We start from the raw sequence: 15,792 nt of genomic DNA, 5'->3' as shown, positions 1-15,792 counted from the left end.
AAAGTATAGAAAAAAGGAACCCGCTGTCATTGCAGATCCCTGATTACCAAATTAGATTAGAAAAAGGACGCCCTGTTACTCAGCGTCCTCTTCTTCATCTTTTCCCTTATTTAATTCTTCAATCTGCTGTTTGAGCTGCTCGATCTGCCTTCCCTGAGCCGTATTGACCGCCTTTAATTGGACATTTTCAAGCTCAGAATTGCTTAATTTTTGCTGAAATTCCTTGATAAGATCATTAATATCTATATTCATAGACTGTTTATCCTCCAATTTTGGCCTGTAAAGAAGAAACTTTGGAAACGAGGTCATTATTCGTATTAATTAAAGTAGTGATTGTCTGCTCATCCGCAACAACCTTTTGATACAGCTCCTGCATCCCTTTTGTTATAATTCCGTTCCAGTTATAAAGGTCTACAGCATCATTTTCATAGTTCAAAAGGGAACTCGGTGTTTTATAATCAGGGCCAATAATCACGCCGTATTTTAAATTGGCTTTTCCTTCCTCGACATCGCCGATATAATGAAAGTTATAAATGTCTGTATTATTGACAATATCCAATCCACTAGTAGTCATCGGAGTAATATCCTGTTTCAGATCAACGGAAGATTCAACATTGAATGCGGACGCCGCGATAGCGGCCCATGCACTGTTACTAGAGTTGCGGACGTTTGCTCCCCCAAACAGTCCAAGTGCACCCCCATTTAAACCAGTTATAGATTGAGTATAAAGCCAGTGCGCTACATAAACATTTCCGTCACGAGCACTAACAGAGAATGCCGGTTTCCACTGAGAAACAACCGGATTATTGGGTGAAGACGGACAAACACTAAATCCATTATAGGTATCAATGTTCACATTATTTTTTGCACTCAGACCGTTTGTATTCGATCCATCAACGCTTAATTTATTGTAATCTCCATTCCCACTACTTCCAGGAGCATTTGGAAATCTGACTCCTTTGGTACTACCAACATCAACCGTACTGCCGGATGAAATAATTCCCGATCCATAAATGTTTCCTCCAGAGTCTATGTTAATCGCGTTTTTCCCTTGGCTGTGGCTGTATAGTGTAATGTTTGCTCCCAGTCCAAGAGTATCTCCAGAAATACTAACTGTATCTTTTGTGGTATCCGATTCCCATATTGAAATGGATCCTCCCATAATGTCCGTATAGCTCTTAGTATCCTCAACAGTGACATCATTAGCACTAATTTGTGTTGAATTACTGCCATTATTTAAGTCAAAACTTCCTGCCATAATTGATGTGTTTGCTCCGCCACTTTTATACAGGCCAATATTTGTAGAAGTAGCATTAACACTGACACTTGTGTCAGACTTACTGGTAATAATGAGAGGATCTACAGATGTTCCCTGACCAATTTTAATAATATCGTCACCAGGATTAGACGATGTTCCGCCGGTCGCTGTAATCGTTCCCGTAAACGTGCCGCCTGTCGCGTTAATCGTACCTGTAATGTTCGCGTTGGTTGTGGTCAGGTTTCCGTTGCTATCTATGGTCGTATTGGGTAGATTTAAACTGCCTTTACTGATCGCAATCCCATTGTTATTGATGACAACCCCACTACTTGCTGCTGAAATGGAGCCTGTGACATTCAATGCACCGGATAGATTCAGGTTGTTTCCTGTAAAGTTGACTCCTGAGATATTCCCACCAACGATATTTCCGCTAACAGTTACATTCCCCGACCCGTCGACAACGAAGGTATTAGTTGAACCGTTTTTTACCGTCAGCCCGTTCAACGATTGAATTTTGGAAGCGGTGATGGCTCCGTCTACAATTAAATTGCCCGTCATCATATGCCGAAGGACAATATCATCCAGCCAAATAGAGCCAGCCGTAGCATTATTAGGCAGGCTAACATAGATGTCATCGGTATTACTAAAATATAGAGTTGCTGTAACTTCTTTCCATGTGGTTGAAGCAGGCCCAAAAGCCACAGCATACAATAGACTTCCATTTGTCGCACTATAAAATCTAACTTTTGAATTATCAGACGTTCCATTATAATCAGATGTTGTTATCATCCAAAAATCTAAGTATAATGAATCTCCTGCATTGACGTGAATCTTTGAATTTGTTTGTGCAATATTAGAAGTTGGTACAATTTTTAACGAATGGCTTCCGGAATGATGTTGAGCAGTATCTATTGAATAACCTGTTGGCATATTCCATGGGTTAGCGTTTGGATCTTCAAAATCCGAACCAGCTACAATATTCGTGAAATCGCCAATAGCAATACTGTTTGCGTAAACAGTATTCGTTGCAATCATTCCACCATTGATTTCTGTCGTTCCGCTTTTCCAGCTATTCAATAAGCTGGTTGCTGAGTTCCATGTACCGGAAGAAGCAATCTGAGAATCTGAAATCGTACCATTTAATTTAGATGTGTTCCAAGTACCATTTGCATTAATATTAGAAGCCAGATTCCAAACCGCTTGATTCGCTGTGACCGTTGAATAAGCACTTGTCCAATTTGACTGATTCGAAGAAACGGTATTATTAACGCTTGTCGCCGTACTGTTAGCTGTGTCCGCTGTTTGTTGGGCGTTATAGGCGTCATTATTCAGCAGATCGACCCAAGCAGATCCATTCCACCGATAAGGTTGATAAGAAGTTGTCCCGTCAGCATTATTAAGGGTTTTGTACCATATATCCCCAACTTTTATTCCGGTACCTGTAGGCTGCGCGGTATCATAATAGTTTTTGTTCATCGAGTCTGCAGTACTTTGAGCCTGCTGAACAGCTTCATCTGTAGGGTTTGTCCAAGATGAACCATTGTATACGTAGAGTTTGGTTGTGCCGTCAGAATTAACCTTATACCAAAGGTCATTTGTTGTGCCTGTGGTGGGCTGAGCAGACTGATAATATACGTGGTTCTTTCCATTCGCTGTATTTTGAGCATTCGACGCTGCTTGAATGGCGTTATTCGCCGTACTTTGAGCGGTACCGATTGCCTGATATGAGCTAGGATCAGAGTTTGACAAGGCCAGCGTCCCGTTTACCCAAGCTGTGCCGTTCCATGTTTTAAGGGTTGCCGGGCTTGTTGTAGAATCTAAGTAGGACAGACCGACAGACGGATTAGCCGGAGGATCACTTCTAAACGCAATCCCATCTGACAGATCTGTAATCGTAATCTCGCTACTTGATACAATCGCCATGAAATCATGCGCTCCTTTCTTTTGTATTAATATCCGTGAGAGTCAATTTATAGATTGATTGAGCAGGTGAACGTCGCTTCCCCGTATACATCTGAAGCATTAATCATTACGGTATTTCCGGATTCTGTATGTGCCTGTTCCCAAGCTGTGTCATGCGATCCATCCGCCTGAACTTTATTCCAGACAAAATTACTCGGCTGTAAATCCGACGTGATCGAAGTCTTCCCGTTATAAACCCTAGCAATCAAATCTGTTGTTCCTTGGCTATTCTTGAAGATGCTGCCATTCGATGCGCTGATCTCAACCTTAATATTGGTCATGTCAATTTTGCTCAGAGCATCGCTCACCTGAGCCTGAATTTTGCTAACCAATGTCGGCGTTATATCCTGAATCGGTACATAATCACCCAAAACAACTTTATCCGCTGTGTGATCCGAGTAGGAGACATCCATTTCAATGATGCGAGCCTGTACCGTCAGTGTCGGATTCATATCTTTATCAATGACATTAACGGTATCCCCTAAGCGGACAGCCTCATGTTCAAATCCTGCTATCTGTTCAAGTAGAAGCACCGAGCAGTCATAGGTTGTCTCCGGTTTGCTGACGATGGCGAGCTGTTTTTGGGCATCGGCTAGGAGCGCTCCGGGGGTCGTCATCTTATCGTTGGTGTAAAGTTTATAGATGTACTTGTCCGAAAGCGGATTATAGAGCTGGTTGGCTTCATCGTTCGCAATATAATCAAGCCCGCTATTCACAGAGGTGATATTAATCGGGTTTCCGGCGCTGTCATTAGCCCCTTGGGGAATCAGTGCGGTTGCAAAATTATCGGTTATGTTGATCGTGCGCTGAACGCCTTGCAAATCTTTGCTGTATTCAAAACGCTTGCCGCTGCTCGTCCCTCTTTGCTTCAGGAAGTCAATATACTGATGCGAAATCTGATTCCCCGACAGTTCAATCCGAAACTTCACATTGCCGTTATAAGCATCCACCACCGAATGTAAGGCCGCCTGAGCCGTTGCGTAACTATCTATGGAAGGCGTCTGGCTGTCGATCACGTCACAATAGCCCATTTCCCACCCGGTGTCCTGAAGAATATAGGCAAATTGATCTTTTGCCATCATGCCGCTGAAGTCATGGCCGGGCCGGATAAGTGTTCCATTCAGATCGAAAATAGCAGCATTTTCACAGGTCGCTATAATTGTTTTTCCGTTATTGTCGAAACCATCATCCGTATTTGTGATTCTGAAAAGTTGAATCTCATTGTCTAAATCCAAAATAGCCGCATAATTGCCGACGACAATAGACTGGGTTTGGTCATATTCAGTGGGACTGGTAAAGGTATAAGTAGAATCAAACTCTATTAACTGCTCCACGTGCAGATCATTGTAAAAAGGGCATGACAAACCGCCGTCGTTACTCAAAACCGTCACGACTTTTTTATCAGGTGTTAAAATGTAGATCATGGTTAGGCCCCTTTACATGAACTTTGGCCGGTACGACAAAGCAAGGTTGATTTTATCGGCAGGAGCATAACCAATGACCTCAGTACCCGCGGCAAGATCAAAGAATTTAGATCCGATTAGAAGCTGATCCATAAACTCTTCACCATTTTTAAGAATATTGCAACTTTCACAATCAATCATAATCTCGTCTCCGGCTGACGCAATGACGGGAACTTCTGTTGTCCCCGGAACGCCGCCGTCTAGTATCTGATAGATTCTTATTTCCGCCTGCTGATTGTGCGTCATAACCGGAGCCGTGCCATAAGCTGCATTATAAATAGCGACACCGGAAAGTTTTCCGGTATACTGGTTATTTGAATCCATCCATTTATACGAATACGTCCATTGTGGCATATTGTTGCTATCCCACTTTGTAATCGAAGCTGTCCAAGTGTTTCCGATTCTTTGAAGCGAAAGAATGCCATAGAAATTATTAAAGATGTTGGTTTCTGCAATATTGACCGGCTGTGTGTACCAAACCCAGCGACCCCGGACTTTTTTCTTAAGCGTTTCATTCTTCTTGATCATCTGATCTTTCTGTCCGGTGTAGCAGATATCATGGCCGTTAGATTCCGTCCCGGCTTTAGCTTGAAAGATAGCAAACGGATTCACATTATCATTATCTTTTATACAAATATAACCAATTGAATTATTATTTGCGTCGAGTAAATATATCCGGCAAACACCCATACTTTTATAATCCAGAGAATCAAACCAGACAACAGCGTTCATCCGGAAGTCTTGAAGCTGCTCGGAGCCGGGGATAAATTTCTTTAAGCTCGGACCGTGCCAAGCAGAACCGGATCCATAGTCGGATGAAGTAGTTAAGAATGCTTGTGCACTTACTTCAAACTGACCGGCAACGGTTCCGTTGATATAATTTTCATCCGTGTTCGCTGCCCATGAACTTGAATCGGTCATCGGGTCCATAAACACTAACGGTGTCTTATTCGCTTGACTCTGCCCCTGATCCGGATCAACCGGGTTTCCCAAGAAAATATAATCATTATTAGAATTAGTTAAAGCTAAACTCGTAATATCGGAATTAACTTCAACATTAATAATGGGTTTAGTAGGAACTTGGGAATTGACAGAGAACGTCACCGGAGAAGCTGTAAATGTATTTGTATCCACCTGTTCTTTATAAGCAAACGGATCTGAACAGGTGAAAGTTAAAGTGGTTGATCCCCAATCCATTAAATCAGTCATATTGGAAAATCCGACAAAATGCCCATAATAAGACTTGTCCGGCTCTTCGTCAAAGATCATTTCATATTCCTGATAGTTATCAATCTGAAAGAGCCAATTTGCCACGATGCGGGTATTATTAATTCGTTCCGTTCGCGAATCTCCTATAATCGTTAAATCTATAGAAAAAGAAATAGACGAGTTATGATTTCCCATCCATACGTTGCCGCTCATTCCCTGAACTTCCTGGACAAGTTCACTTGCATTCATCGAAAAAGGCCGTGTAATTGTATTTATAATAACAGGCATATCTTGGGAATGAATGCCAGCAAAAGTTAAACCTAATTCTGCCAACCTTTAAACCCCCAATGCCCGATTAAGGCGTAAATTGATACCAGATTGTTCTTGATTTATATACGGTGTAATCTGTTTGGCAAACTGTGTAGGGTTAACATTGAATTGTTTTCCCTCAAGCACTTGAATCAATGCTTTTGTCAAACTGTTATTCTGCTTCTGAAGAACAACCATTTGATTCATTAAGTTCGTGTTTTCACTAGAAGAAGCTGACGGGTTAGAAACTTTATTTCCATCCTGCTTATTGGTCAGATAGTCTAATGCTTGATACATGAGCTGTATGGATCGGTTCTGATCGGTCAGGGGAATAACAACTTCGGGATTGTTCCCTTCAGCGATCTTGGCTATCTGTTCCGTTGTGACCAGGCCACCGTTTGCATAGCCATGCCCTTGTCCAAGATAAGATAAGCTCTTTCCATAGCGATGCTTGGCATAGTTTAAAGCAGCAAGCAGGTTATCAAATCCGTTTAAGATATTGTTATGCCCCGGAAACTTGTATGCGTTGAAAGTTGGAGGAATCACCTGCATAAGTCCGCGAGCAAGGTTGCCGGTTAAAGTATTGATGTCCGTGTACCCGTGTTGTGTGACACCCGGATTGCCGCCAGATTCAGTTTGGATCTGACGCAGCACTTTATTAACCATGGATGCGGAAGTAGAAAGACCGTTCATCGCAAGCGCCCGAATCACTTCTGGACGCCAACGCTCGACACCTTTTCCCGGAGGATTACCCATAGCACCGAATTGATTAGACAGCCATTTACCGACCCCGTTAATCACGGTTTTAACAATGCCGCTTGCGACTTCCGCAACCGTTCCATTCAGCTTATTAACTGCCGATCCTGCAAACCGATCTATAACCGTCCCTAGCAGCTGTTTCGGATGTGACATCGCGTTCCATATAGCATCCGCCGATGAAGTCAGGGCATTCCATCCACCCTTGATAAAGTCCACAGCCGAACCCAGCCAGGTTCCTAATGAAAACTTAAGTCCGGATTTGAGTAATTGTTCCGTCTTATCGCCGCCTAGTATGGAATCTCCTTTGCGAACGATAACAATCGTATCTCTAGCCGGCGTTTTTTCAATCGTTCCGTTTGCGTGCTTAATTAATTCAGGTTTGTTCCCATCCCCTACATGAACAATCGAGTCCTGAAGGAAACGGCCCATGCTGTCTACCGAACCGTTGGCAAAGTAAGGGACATGACCCAGGCTAACATGGCCGATCGTCGGCATACTCACTTTTTTAAGAATCCAGTTTATGCCATTAATGACTCCGTTTATGACGTTACGGACACCATCAATCAGCTTGTTTCCTATATAAATGCCGGAATTGCCTAACGCTCGGGCACCGTTACGAATGCCGTTTGCCATATTGCCCGGCAAAGCTTTAAAGAAATTAACGACTCTTCCACCCCATGAAGAAATGGAACTCCACATTCTGTTTAAGGTATTTCCCACAGCATTCTTCACATTATTGAGTCCTGAACCAAAATAACTGGAAATATGGCTCCAGGTTCCGGAAACGACTTTTCTTGTATTATTGCCCCATGACCCGAAGGTACTGAGGATATTTCCTAGCCGGCCACCTGTGAGTTTATTCAGCGTATTATATCCGGACTCGAAATAGTCTCCGGCCATTTTCATAGTATCTGAGGAAGTTTTCCGAATGTCTTTCCCCAGATTGCCCCAACGGCCGTTTACAAAGTCGGAAAAGGTTTTCGTCCGGTCCTGAATGACTTTATGTCCGTCTTGATAGGTTTTCTTCAATCCGTTGAACATCGTCCTGGCTGCACCGTTGGTCTGTTTATTCAGCCAGGAATGAGAGTTAGCTACCTGATTGACCATTTTATTCGTAGCGGAAACAGCCCAGTTTCGGGCATTGTTAAAACCAGATTGAACATTCTTTGCCAGTGAATTAAAGGTGGACCTGGCAGAACGAGTCATACTGTTCCATCGGCTGCCGACTCCATTTACAAAGCTTTTCACTCCGCCGGTAATGCCGTTCCAAATTCCGCTGAACCATTTGCCTAACGGTGCAAAGAATTTCTGAACCTGTTTCCAGTGTTCGATCAATAAAGTAGCAGCAATACCAATGCCAACCACGGCAGCCCCAATACCTGTAGAAATGAGAGCCACACGCATGGCCTTAAAGTCAACCGAAGCTAATTTAGCCGCTACAGAAAGCCCGACCATGCCTACACGGATTGCACCAATGCCCGTAGCGACCCCAATTAAAACTTTAGGATTGTCGAGAAAGAAGGTTAACAACGGCTTGGAAAAATTCCAAATACCTTTGACTGTATTGCCGATCGTTCCTAGAAAACTACTGATCTGCTTGGAATGATCCTGAAGATAGCTTACAACTTTAGGAATCTCCTGAGAAATAGCACTGGCCACATTAGCTATGACTTTCCCTAGTGCCGTAGCTCCGTTCTGTATGACCTTGGACTTCATCATGTTTTGCAATGCGCCAAGCCCGGACTTATCCGTGCTGAACAGCGGTTTCATCATTTTGCCGGCCAGTTCGTCCCAGGAAGTTTTCATACTCTGCGAGAATCCGGCCCACGTATGGTCATAATTTTGAAAGGCATTGGAATTAGATTTCCCCATGGCAAGCATCGTATTTTCAAAATCTTTAGCTGTAATCTGGCCTTTCTTGCCCATCTGAATAAGCTGGTCAGAAGAAACACCCATATTCTTAGCCATTGCTTCAGCAAATCCCGGCAACAGCTTGTTCATGCTGGTCACGTTAGCGTACGTAATATGTCCGCTGGTTCCTATCTGTTGCAAACGTTTAGAAATCGTCATCAGCTTGTTTTCGTCCAGGCCCTTGGCCCGTCCTACTTCCATAATCGAAGTCGCTAAATCTTTCATGCCTTTCTGGTTGCCGGTTAATCCGTACATGGCTTTAGAAAGACCGGAAACAGCATTCAAGGAATAGTTGGACTGAACGTGCATTTCTTCAATGGTTTTAGTAATCGCATCGCCCTTGCTTGCGGACTTTGTAATGTTATCCCAAACATTCCGGATTGAATCCAAAGTTTTATTTTCAGCAATGCCGGAATTAATGACTGAATGAGCTGCTGTATCAATTCCTGAACTAATTTTATTGAAGACTGCAGAAACCGCATTGGCAGACAGAGTGCCGAAGAACGAACCCTTGAACACGTCATGGGCTTTCTGAGCTGATTCACCGAAAGACTTCATTCGTGCAGTAGCTGAAAAAGCTGATTTATTCAGGTCATTATACTCATTCTTAGCCTTGGCAATGGAAGAAGAAAGTTCATTGACCCGGATGGATTGTTCCCTATAGGCAGTGGAATCTTTACCTTCGTCGGAAGCAATGCTATTTAAAATGTTCTGCTCTTTACCTTGAACCTGGGTCAGTTTATTAATTTCATCCGTCAGCCCTTTGGCTTTGGCTCGGCTTGCTTCCTGCTCTTTGCCCTGGTCCTGATACATTTTAATAGTCGCTTGCATTTCCCGCTGCAGAAGATTGAGTTCTGACCGATCCTGCCGAATTCCAGATTGTTCAAATTCATAAGAATGTTTAGCCTTTTCCTGCTGGGCATTTAAAGAGGCCAGCTGTTTAACGTTATTGTTAATCTGTGCGGCCAGTTTATCAAAGTCGGAAGCATTCTGTTCGGTCCGCGTTCCCATTTCAGTAAGCTGCCGCTTCTGTGCTTCAATCAAATTTTGCTGGGCTTTGATGGAATTAGACAGCCCTTCATATTTGGCCTTAGTGGCTGAAAGCCTGTCACCTAAAGTATTAAAAATAGAGAACTGCGCCCGCCATTCGCTGGTTGCGGCACGTACAGAATTTTTTACCGCAGAAAGACCCCGTGTCACGTTTGTGTCGTCTAAGCCGACGTGGACAACCAACGAAGCCAGTGCTTTCTGATTTTGAATAGCCAATCGTTATCCCCCCTTTCTTTAGTTCTTTTGCATAGGCAATTTCTTTAAGAAGTCTGCTAATGGAACCATGTTTTCTTTCTTATTGGCGTATAGTTCGCAAAGGTCGAAGTAATTGGTATCGTCAACATGGTCCAGCGTCCATCCGTTCTCTTTCATGAGCCGTCTTCTGAGTTCATTCAAATTCTTTATTGATTTTGCTGGGCTGACTTGCTTTCCGGTTTTTTTTCCTCATTGTCTACATGAAGAATCTTGGTAATCAGTTTGTTGACTAATTTTCCAAACGTGTCATAACTCAGGTTGTCCAGTAAGAAGTCGGTCGTTACTTCCGGATCATCTATACAATCCGCAATATAATTAGCCATTTCATCAATGCCTTCAATATTTGCATTCACGGCAGAAAGAATGTCCTCATTCGTTGCATCTTCCGACTGGCTTTTTGAAACGTCTTGATCCAAATTCATAAACTTTTTCTGCATTTCAAATGTCTTTTTTACAATCCGAACTGTTTCTTTGACAACATATTCTTTGCCGTTTATGTGAATCCGTAATGTCAATTTTTAGCACTTCCCAAAAAAAGAAGGACTACCAGCCGTTTTGCTGATAGCCCCCTATATTTATTTTTTTACTTTCCGAATGGCTTTAACATATTCATAACTGCATTTATTTTTATTAACAAAAGAAAGATTTTCATTAAAAGGATCCTTATTTACGTACTGACCTTTAAAAAATAAATCCTTCTTATCTTTCGTTACCCCGGCATTATGCAGAATCTTCACCTGATGGAATCTTTCTCTGTCATCCGTCGCAAAAGCAAAATCAAGTTCATGAGATATAGCCGGCTGAATGCCAAACCGTTTCATATTCCATAGTTGCGCCCACATCTCCGCTGTCCATTTTTGGATAGGAACGTAATCATTCCCGTGCTTTTGCTTATAGTGGGCTTCAACACGGCTAAACATGCTGTAGAGCTTGCCACAGTCTTCATAAACCTTTTCCCAATAATCAGCGTAAGGATCTTTAATGATCCACTGGGCACCGGCCGAGCAACCCTTGAAACCGTAAGCATCCTCTTCATTGATGCCAATAACGTCAGCCATGAGTTTCATGTAATCCTTATCCTTCGAACAAATGTAATCCGGAGAAAGATAAGGATTACAATCCGACCCGGCCCATAACTTTGAATTAAAATGAATCTTGTGAAAGTCGGGAAGTTCACGGAATATAACATCAGCGTCCAAATAAAAGTAAGTCCCTTTTTCCGCTGATGGGTTAGCCTTTAAAAACTTCATCCAGAGGTAAGGCTTGACGGATGGAATATAGGTTTTGTCTAATCGGCTGTCCAGATAAACGAAACAGTCTGCCTGATATTTCTTCTCAAAATAAACGGGGATTAAAGGGTCATGCTGAGTAAACAACAAGATAATATCATCAATTCCATTCTCTTTAAGGTTAGTCAGGCAGACATCCAATTCCCACTTAAACCTGTTGATGGCCGGCTGACACAGGATAAACTTCAAGATTAACCAGCGACTGTGGTTGTAGTCGTTGTCGAACCAGTCGGAGCAGGGAAAACAAACTGTGTCCAAGACGCTTCCTGGAAACTGCTGTCCGCTTCAAATCCTTCAGCGAATACAAGATCATCTGACTTCCTGTTTAAACAGGTGAAAGTTAATGAATCTGTGAAATCCACTTCAGCAGCATTATTCGTCTGAGGGTTCAAAGCAGGAAAGCCAAAAACGCCCTTCAGCAAGGCCAGGTAAACTTTTTTGGATGGTACGCCGGAATCCCCGCTAATCATTTCCAATGCACAATAAGGCGCTTGTGTATCCCGGCCAATCGTATAGATGCCATTTTCATTTTTAGTCGCACCCGTAATCTGGTAAATAATATCCATCGGAATATCTTCAGTCGTTAAGGTACAAGTAGCCGCACCCGTACCTTTGCCCGATACGCGATAAGCAATATTACTTGCATAGTTAATAGTCGGTGTATAGTTTAGGTTGCTAATGTTCGCCCCGAGCGTCCCGCCTTGCTGTCCATTGATTGTGAATATCTTAGCAGGATCTACCTGTTCATTATCGTCAAGAATCCCAATGCGGGCAGATTCAAAACCGACTAGCATTGCCATTTTTTCATCATTTCCTTTATATTTAAAGATCAAGAAAGACCGTTATCTTCATTATGTGAATTTTTCGTGTACTGCGTTGTAAAATAAAATTCTGACGTGTCGGGATCCATATCAAAATCAGCATCGTAGGAATTATAGTAACCGATGGCTTCGCAGGCTGTGTTAATCAATCTTCTGACCTTATCCGCTCGAGTATCTGCGGGATCAAACCAGCCTTGAATTTGAACGGTTCGATAGGCCCCATAGGCATGGTTACTTGCAAACTTGTTATAGAGCCCGCGAATGGAAGTAACTAAAAGAACCGGATGAACAGGTTCCACGGCTTGTTTGGTTACTTCAAGCGGAAGTGTGAACGCGTAAATGTTTTCAGCGGGGACAATATCCGTGAGCTGTGATAAAGAGCGTAATCCCTGTTGCACTTCCTGAACCTGCAACATTATTGATCGCCGTTCCTTAACGTGTCTTCCATGACTTTCTGCATCTCGTCTTTCGCCTGATCGTAAGAGTGTTCCATGAAATGTTTTCCATGGATATATTTGGTCCCGTTATTTACGAAACGATAATACCAGCCATATTTGTTGAAACCAACATCCACCGAACCGTCCGGGTACTGGTCCTTTTTAAACGTCACGTCATCACGCAAATGATTTTTCTTACTGTCCGGCGACATCGGCGTGTTGGCAATCAATCGGTTGCCATAGACATCGGCCGCAGCGTCGATTGCTTTTCTTTTTATTTCTTCTGAGATTCCCAACTTATCAACAAGTTCACTTAGTTTCTGCTCGCCATCAATAGAAACACTCATTTTGTCACCTTCCTTAACGTCAGCAGATCAAAGCTAACTGGGCTTGGCGATTCGTCCGGCTGATCAGAAATGACCCGATAGGTCACACTGTCAATCTGAGCCAGTAACGATTTATAAACAGCCGTGTTATGCCGGATAATAACTGTTATATCGCTATCATGTTCAGTTCCGGCAACAGCAAACTTTTCAGCCAGTGATTTATTCCAAATTCCGCACCATAAAGAAAAGGACTCCTGAAAGTTAGAGTCCGCTGAATTGACTGCTATTCCGTTTCCGTTTTCCTTCGGTACGGTTGTTCCAAAACTAATCCGTTTATTTAAACGAGAGGGATCTGATGCCAGAGCCATTAAGTACCACTCCCGGTCGTTGTAGTCGTTGTTGTAACGATCATGATTCCTCTCAGTTCACTGATAATTTCATCGACGCCATACGGGATGTTAAGAGGCAGCATCCGTGAAGCTGTATAACTTTGCTGACGGTTAAAATACCAATGTCCGACAAGTAAAGCGCAGGCTCTATCAAACATCGGATGGGTTTCATAAACATCAATAGTTTGCGAAGAATCAACGGAATGCATGACATAATCCTGGGCTTCAGAAAGCAACTCTTGAATAAATATATCGTCTGCAGTGCCATCTATGCGAAGTTGATTCTTCAGATCATCTGTGGTTAGTGGCATAATCCGTCACCTTCTTATTAACCAGCGGTTGTGGTTGTCGTCGTTCCGGCTGTAGTGGTCGTTGTCGTGCTAGTACCTTGAGCTAAAGAATACTGTGTCGTAAAGTCGTCACCGATCAGCATGGAAACACCCGCTTCATCGTCTGCAATCTGAAAATCAGCACGATAGAACGCGTAAAGCTGAACTTCATAATTATAGCCGGCGAACCAGCGAGCGGTCGTATCCGTCTTATAAAAATAAGCGATATAGGATTTCGGATCCCCAAGCCATAAATGCTTCTCGCCAGCTGCTCCCATGGCGACATCCTGAACAATAATCAACGGATACCCGAACAATGAACGTTTCGTTGCATCAACTAAGGAACCCTGAACGATCGGACGGCCCATAGCATCTTTCACCGTATCCAAAATCTGGAATGCAGATTGTGTCGCAACAAAATAACGGCTGGTGTAAGCGATATTCAAAGCCACATTCGACTGAAATTTAATATCATCAATGCTGTGAACGGTCACAGGATTTACAGCATGTGCAGTAGACCCGGCTGCCAGTAAGCTTCCTATGGTGTATTGTTCCGTCAAGTATTTCTGTTCATTAATAAAGTCCGAAATTTTTCCAGTAATATCTACATTCATATCGTCAATAGATTCTTGAGCAATATTAACTTGCTGCCGATAAGTAGCCAGATCATAAATGCAATCAATAATAGAAGGGTTATTGGTCACGGCGTTCGGATCAAGCTGGTTTACTTTAGTCATGCCTAATGTCTGGCGTTTAAAAATCGGATAATGACCTGTACGGAAATTAACAGAAATTTTATTAACAATTGGAGCCAGAGAATTAGGCGGAAGTGGCTGGTCACTTGCATTCAAATATTGTACAGGTACGATCGCTCCAAAGCTGGCGTCCGTGCTGGTAATGCCAGGATCTGCCCGCACTTGTCCTTTCCCACGAATGTAAGATTCAAATGCTTTAACATTAGGAAGGCTGCGTTTTTCATTGACTGTTACATTATGCATTTTATTAATATTAATTCCTCTTTCTTCCGCTGTTAGGACCCTGCTTCTTGCCTTAACATTGGGATCAGCGGCCGGAACTTTGGCAGCCGGAGCCTTCGCACCTTGTGCCGCCGGAGCCTGTGAACCATTGGCCGGGGCAGCTTGTTTACTCTGATCGGCGTTCTGCTCCTGATCTGTGGAACTATCAGAATCCCCGTCGTCCGTTGGATCATTCAGAAGCGGGCTGATCTGTTCGAGAGCATCAATATCTGCAGCACACTGTTTGCAATCATTTTCAATCACACTGATCTGTTTCTGTGCAGCCTGAATTTCATCGGCAGACAGCGTATTTGAACCGTCCGAGCCGTCAGAAGTTACAGAAGCCCGTGTTTCGGTGATTTTTGTTTTAAGTTCGGCACGTTTTTCTGCGAGTTCTTTTTTCTTTCTTGCAATTTTTTCTTCTATCGTCATTGCATTTTGTTCTCCTTTTCTGTTAAATCAAGCCATAATAAAAAGCGTTCCTTTTCTTGCGAACGCTTGTATCTTTCATAGGATCTCTGTGCTGCTACCGATGTTTCCGGATAAGCCGGGATACAGGTCAGGGAAACTTCAGTAATCCTATCAAACTTTAAAATAGTTCTCGTTGTATTGCCTTCTGAATCCTCGCTCCATTGATCTTTTTCCACGGTAAATCCAAAACTCATGCCTTGAACATTTCCATTCCGCACATTCTCAAAAACGTCATTGCCGAGTGTGGTTTCAGGAAGCTGACAGGTGAATGCCAACCCACGTTTATCAATACTCAAAGTCAATGTCTTTGTATCCGTTCGGGCTAACACGTTTGAGAAATCATGATTATACAAGCAGAAGACTTTTGATAAATCCACATCTTCCAAGGCTCCAGGGTCAATGGTTTCAACGAAGCCCATGTATTCGCTCGGCTGATTGAATACAATCGCATATCCTGAAATCACATGGTCGCCGGTATCATCACTCGCTCGTATCTCGAACGTCTGATTAAATGTTCTTTTTTCTTGTTCCTGCAACC

The 15,792-nt window shown here is 43.0% G+C and carries 14 protein-coding genes; all 14 read right to left on the bottom strand.

What is annotated here, in order from left to right:
* Window positions 1-75 precede the first annotated feature (75 nt).
* The 14 genes from OYT88_RS12420 to OYT88_RS12355 all read right to left on the bottom strand — a co-directional run bounded on the left by OYT88_RS12420 (window position 76) and on the right by OYT88_RS12355 (window position 15,790).
* Window positions 76-252, bottom strand: coding sequence for a hypothetical protein (locus OYT88_RS12420; protein WP_274400416.1), 177 nt, complete (start codon window positions 250-252; stop codon window positions 76-78).
* A gap of 7 nt (window positions 253-259) precedes the next feature.
* On the bottom strand, window positions 260-3,181 hold the full coding sequence (locus tag OYT88_RS12415; RefSeq protein ID WP_274400414.1) for a tail fiber domain-containing protein: 2,922 nt from the start codon (window positions 3,179-3,181) through the stop codon (window positions 260-262).
* 47 nt (window positions 3,182-3,228) lie between these two features.
* Window positions 3,229-4,644 carry a phage tail spike protein gene (locus OYT88_RS12410; protein WP_274400413.1) on the bottom strand — a complete coding sequence of 472 codons (1,416 nt, stop codon included), beginning with the start codon at window positions 4,642-4,644 and terminating at the stop codon, window positions 3,229-3,231.
* Window positions 4,645-4,656: 12 nt separating this feature from the next.
* On the bottom strand, window positions 4,657-6,225 hold the full coding sequence (locus OYT88_RS12405) for a distal tail protein Dit (protein ID WP_274400411.1): 1,569 nt from the start codon (window positions 6,223-6,225) through the stop codon (window positions 4,657-4,659).
* A 3-nt stretch (window positions 6,226-6,228) separates the two neighbouring features.
* Window positions 6,229-10,137 carry a tape measure protein gene (locus OYT88_RS12400; protein WP_274400410.1) on the bottom strand — a complete coding sequence of 1,303 codons (3,909 nt, stop codon included), beginning with the start codon at window positions 10,135-10,137 and terminating at the stop codon, window positions 6,229-6,231.
* 185 nt (window positions 10,138-10,322) lie between these two features.
* Window positions 10,323-10,691, bottom strand: coding sequence for a phage tail assembly chaperone G (gpG, locus tag OYT88_RS12395; protein ID WP_274400408.1), 369 nt, complete (start codon window positions 10,689-10,691; stop codon window positions 10,323-10,325).
* 60 nt (window positions 10,692-10,751) lie between these two features.
* On the bottom strand, window positions 10,752-11,243 hold the full coding sequence (locus OYT88_RS12390) for a hypothetical protein (protein WP_274400406.1): 492 nt from the start codon (window positions 11,241-11,243) through the stop codon (window positions 10,752-10,754).
* Window positions 11,244-11,656: 413 nt separating this feature from the next.
* Window positions 11,657-12,298, bottom strand: a complete 642-nt coding sequence (locus OYT88_RS12385; protein ID WP_274400404.1) for a phage tail protein — start codon at window positions 12,296-12,298, stop codon at window positions 11,657-11,659.
* A complete protein-coding gene (locus OYT88_RS12380; protein WP_274400402.1) occupies window positions 12,295-12,702 on the bottom strand; it encodes a hypothetical protein in 408 nt (135 codons plus the stop codon). The genes OYT88_RS12385 and OYT88_RS12380 overlap by 4 nt, the downstream gene beginning before the upstream one ends.
* The gene (locus tag OYT88_RS12375; protein ID WP_274400400.1) at window positions 12,702-13,070 is read right to left on the bottom strand and encodes an HK97-gp10 family putative phage morphogenesis protein; all 369 of its coding nucleotides are present in this window, start codon (window positions 13,068-13,070) and stop codon (window positions 12,702-12,704) included. Before OYT88_RS12375 ends, OYT88_RS12380 begins: the two co-directional genes overlap by 1 nt.
* Complete coding sequence (locus tag OYT88_RS12370) at window positions 13,067-13,417, bottom strand: phage head closure protein (RefSeq protein WP_274400398.1); 351 nt, start codon at window positions 13,415-13,417, stop codon at window positions 13,067-13,069. The genes OYT88_RS12375 and OYT88_RS12370 overlap by 4 nt, the downstream gene beginning before the upstream one ends.
* Entirely contained in the window at window positions 13,417-13,749 is a 333-nt protein-coding gene (locus tag OYT88_RS12365; RefSeq protein ID WP_274400397.1) for a head-tail connector protein, read from the bottom strand. Before OYT88_RS12365 ends, OYT88_RS12370 begins: the two co-directional genes overlap by 1 nt.
* Before the next feature lie 17 nt (window positions 13,750-13,766).
* A complete protein-coding gene (locus OYT88_RS12360) occupies window positions 13,767-15,215 on the bottom strand; it encodes a phage major capsid protein (RefSeq protein WP_274400395.1) in 1,449 nt (482 codons plus the stop codon).
* Window positions 15,212-15,790, bottom strand: coding sequence for an HK97 family phage prohead protease (locus OYT88_RS12355; protein WP_274400394.1), 579 nt, complete (start codon window positions 15,788-15,790; stop codon window positions 15,212-15,214). The genes OYT88_RS12360 and OYT88_RS12355 overlap by 4 nt, the downstream gene beginning before the upstream one ends.
* Window positions 15,791-15,792 lie beyond the last annotated feature (2 nt).

Source organism: Sporolactobacillus sp. CQH2019 (genome assembly GCF_028765345.1).
GTDB lineage: Bacteria > Bacillota > Bacilli > Bacillales > Sporolactobacillaceae > Sporolactobacillus.
The sequence above is the reverse complement of the archived record's forward strand: the minus strand, read 5'-3'. Positions and strand labels throughout refer to the sequence as shown.

Coding starts and splice junctions, on each gene's coding strand:
- OYT88_RS12420 (WP_274400416.1), bottom strand. CDS start 252: ATGAATATAGATATTAATGATCTTATCAAGGAATTTCAGCAAAAATTA.
- OYT88_RS12415 (WP_274400414.1), bottom strand. CDS start 3,181: ATGGCGATTGTATCAAGTAGCGAGATTACGATTACAGATCTGTCAGAT.
- OYT88_RS12410 (WP_274400413.1), bottom strand. CDS start 4,644: ATGATCTACATTTTAACACCTGATAAAAAAGTCGTGACGGTTTTGAGT.
- OYT88_RS12390 (WP_274400406.1), bottom strand. CDS start 11,243: ATGAAACTCATGGCTGACGTTATTGGCATCAATGAAGAGGATGCTTAC.
- OYT88_RS12380 (WP_274400402.1), bottom strand. CDS start 12,702: ATGTTGCAGGTTCAGGAAGTGCAACAGGGATTACGCTCTTTATCACAG.
- OYT88_RS12375 (WP_274400400.1), bottom strand. CDS start 13,070: ATGAGTGTTTCTATTGATGGCGAGCAGAAACTAAGTGAACTTGTTGAT.
- OYT88_RS12370 (WP_274400398.1), bottom strand. CDS start 13,417: ATGGCTCTGGCATCAGATCCCTCTCGTTTAAATAAACGGATTAGTTTT.
- OYT88_RS12365 (WP_274400397.1), bottom strand. CDS start 13,749: ATGCCACTAACCACAGATGATCTGAAGAATCAACTTCGCATAGATGGC.
- OYT88_RS12360 (WP_274400395.1), bottom strand. CDS start 15,215: ATGACGATAGAAGAAAAAATTGCAAGAAAGAAAAAAGAACTCGCAGAA.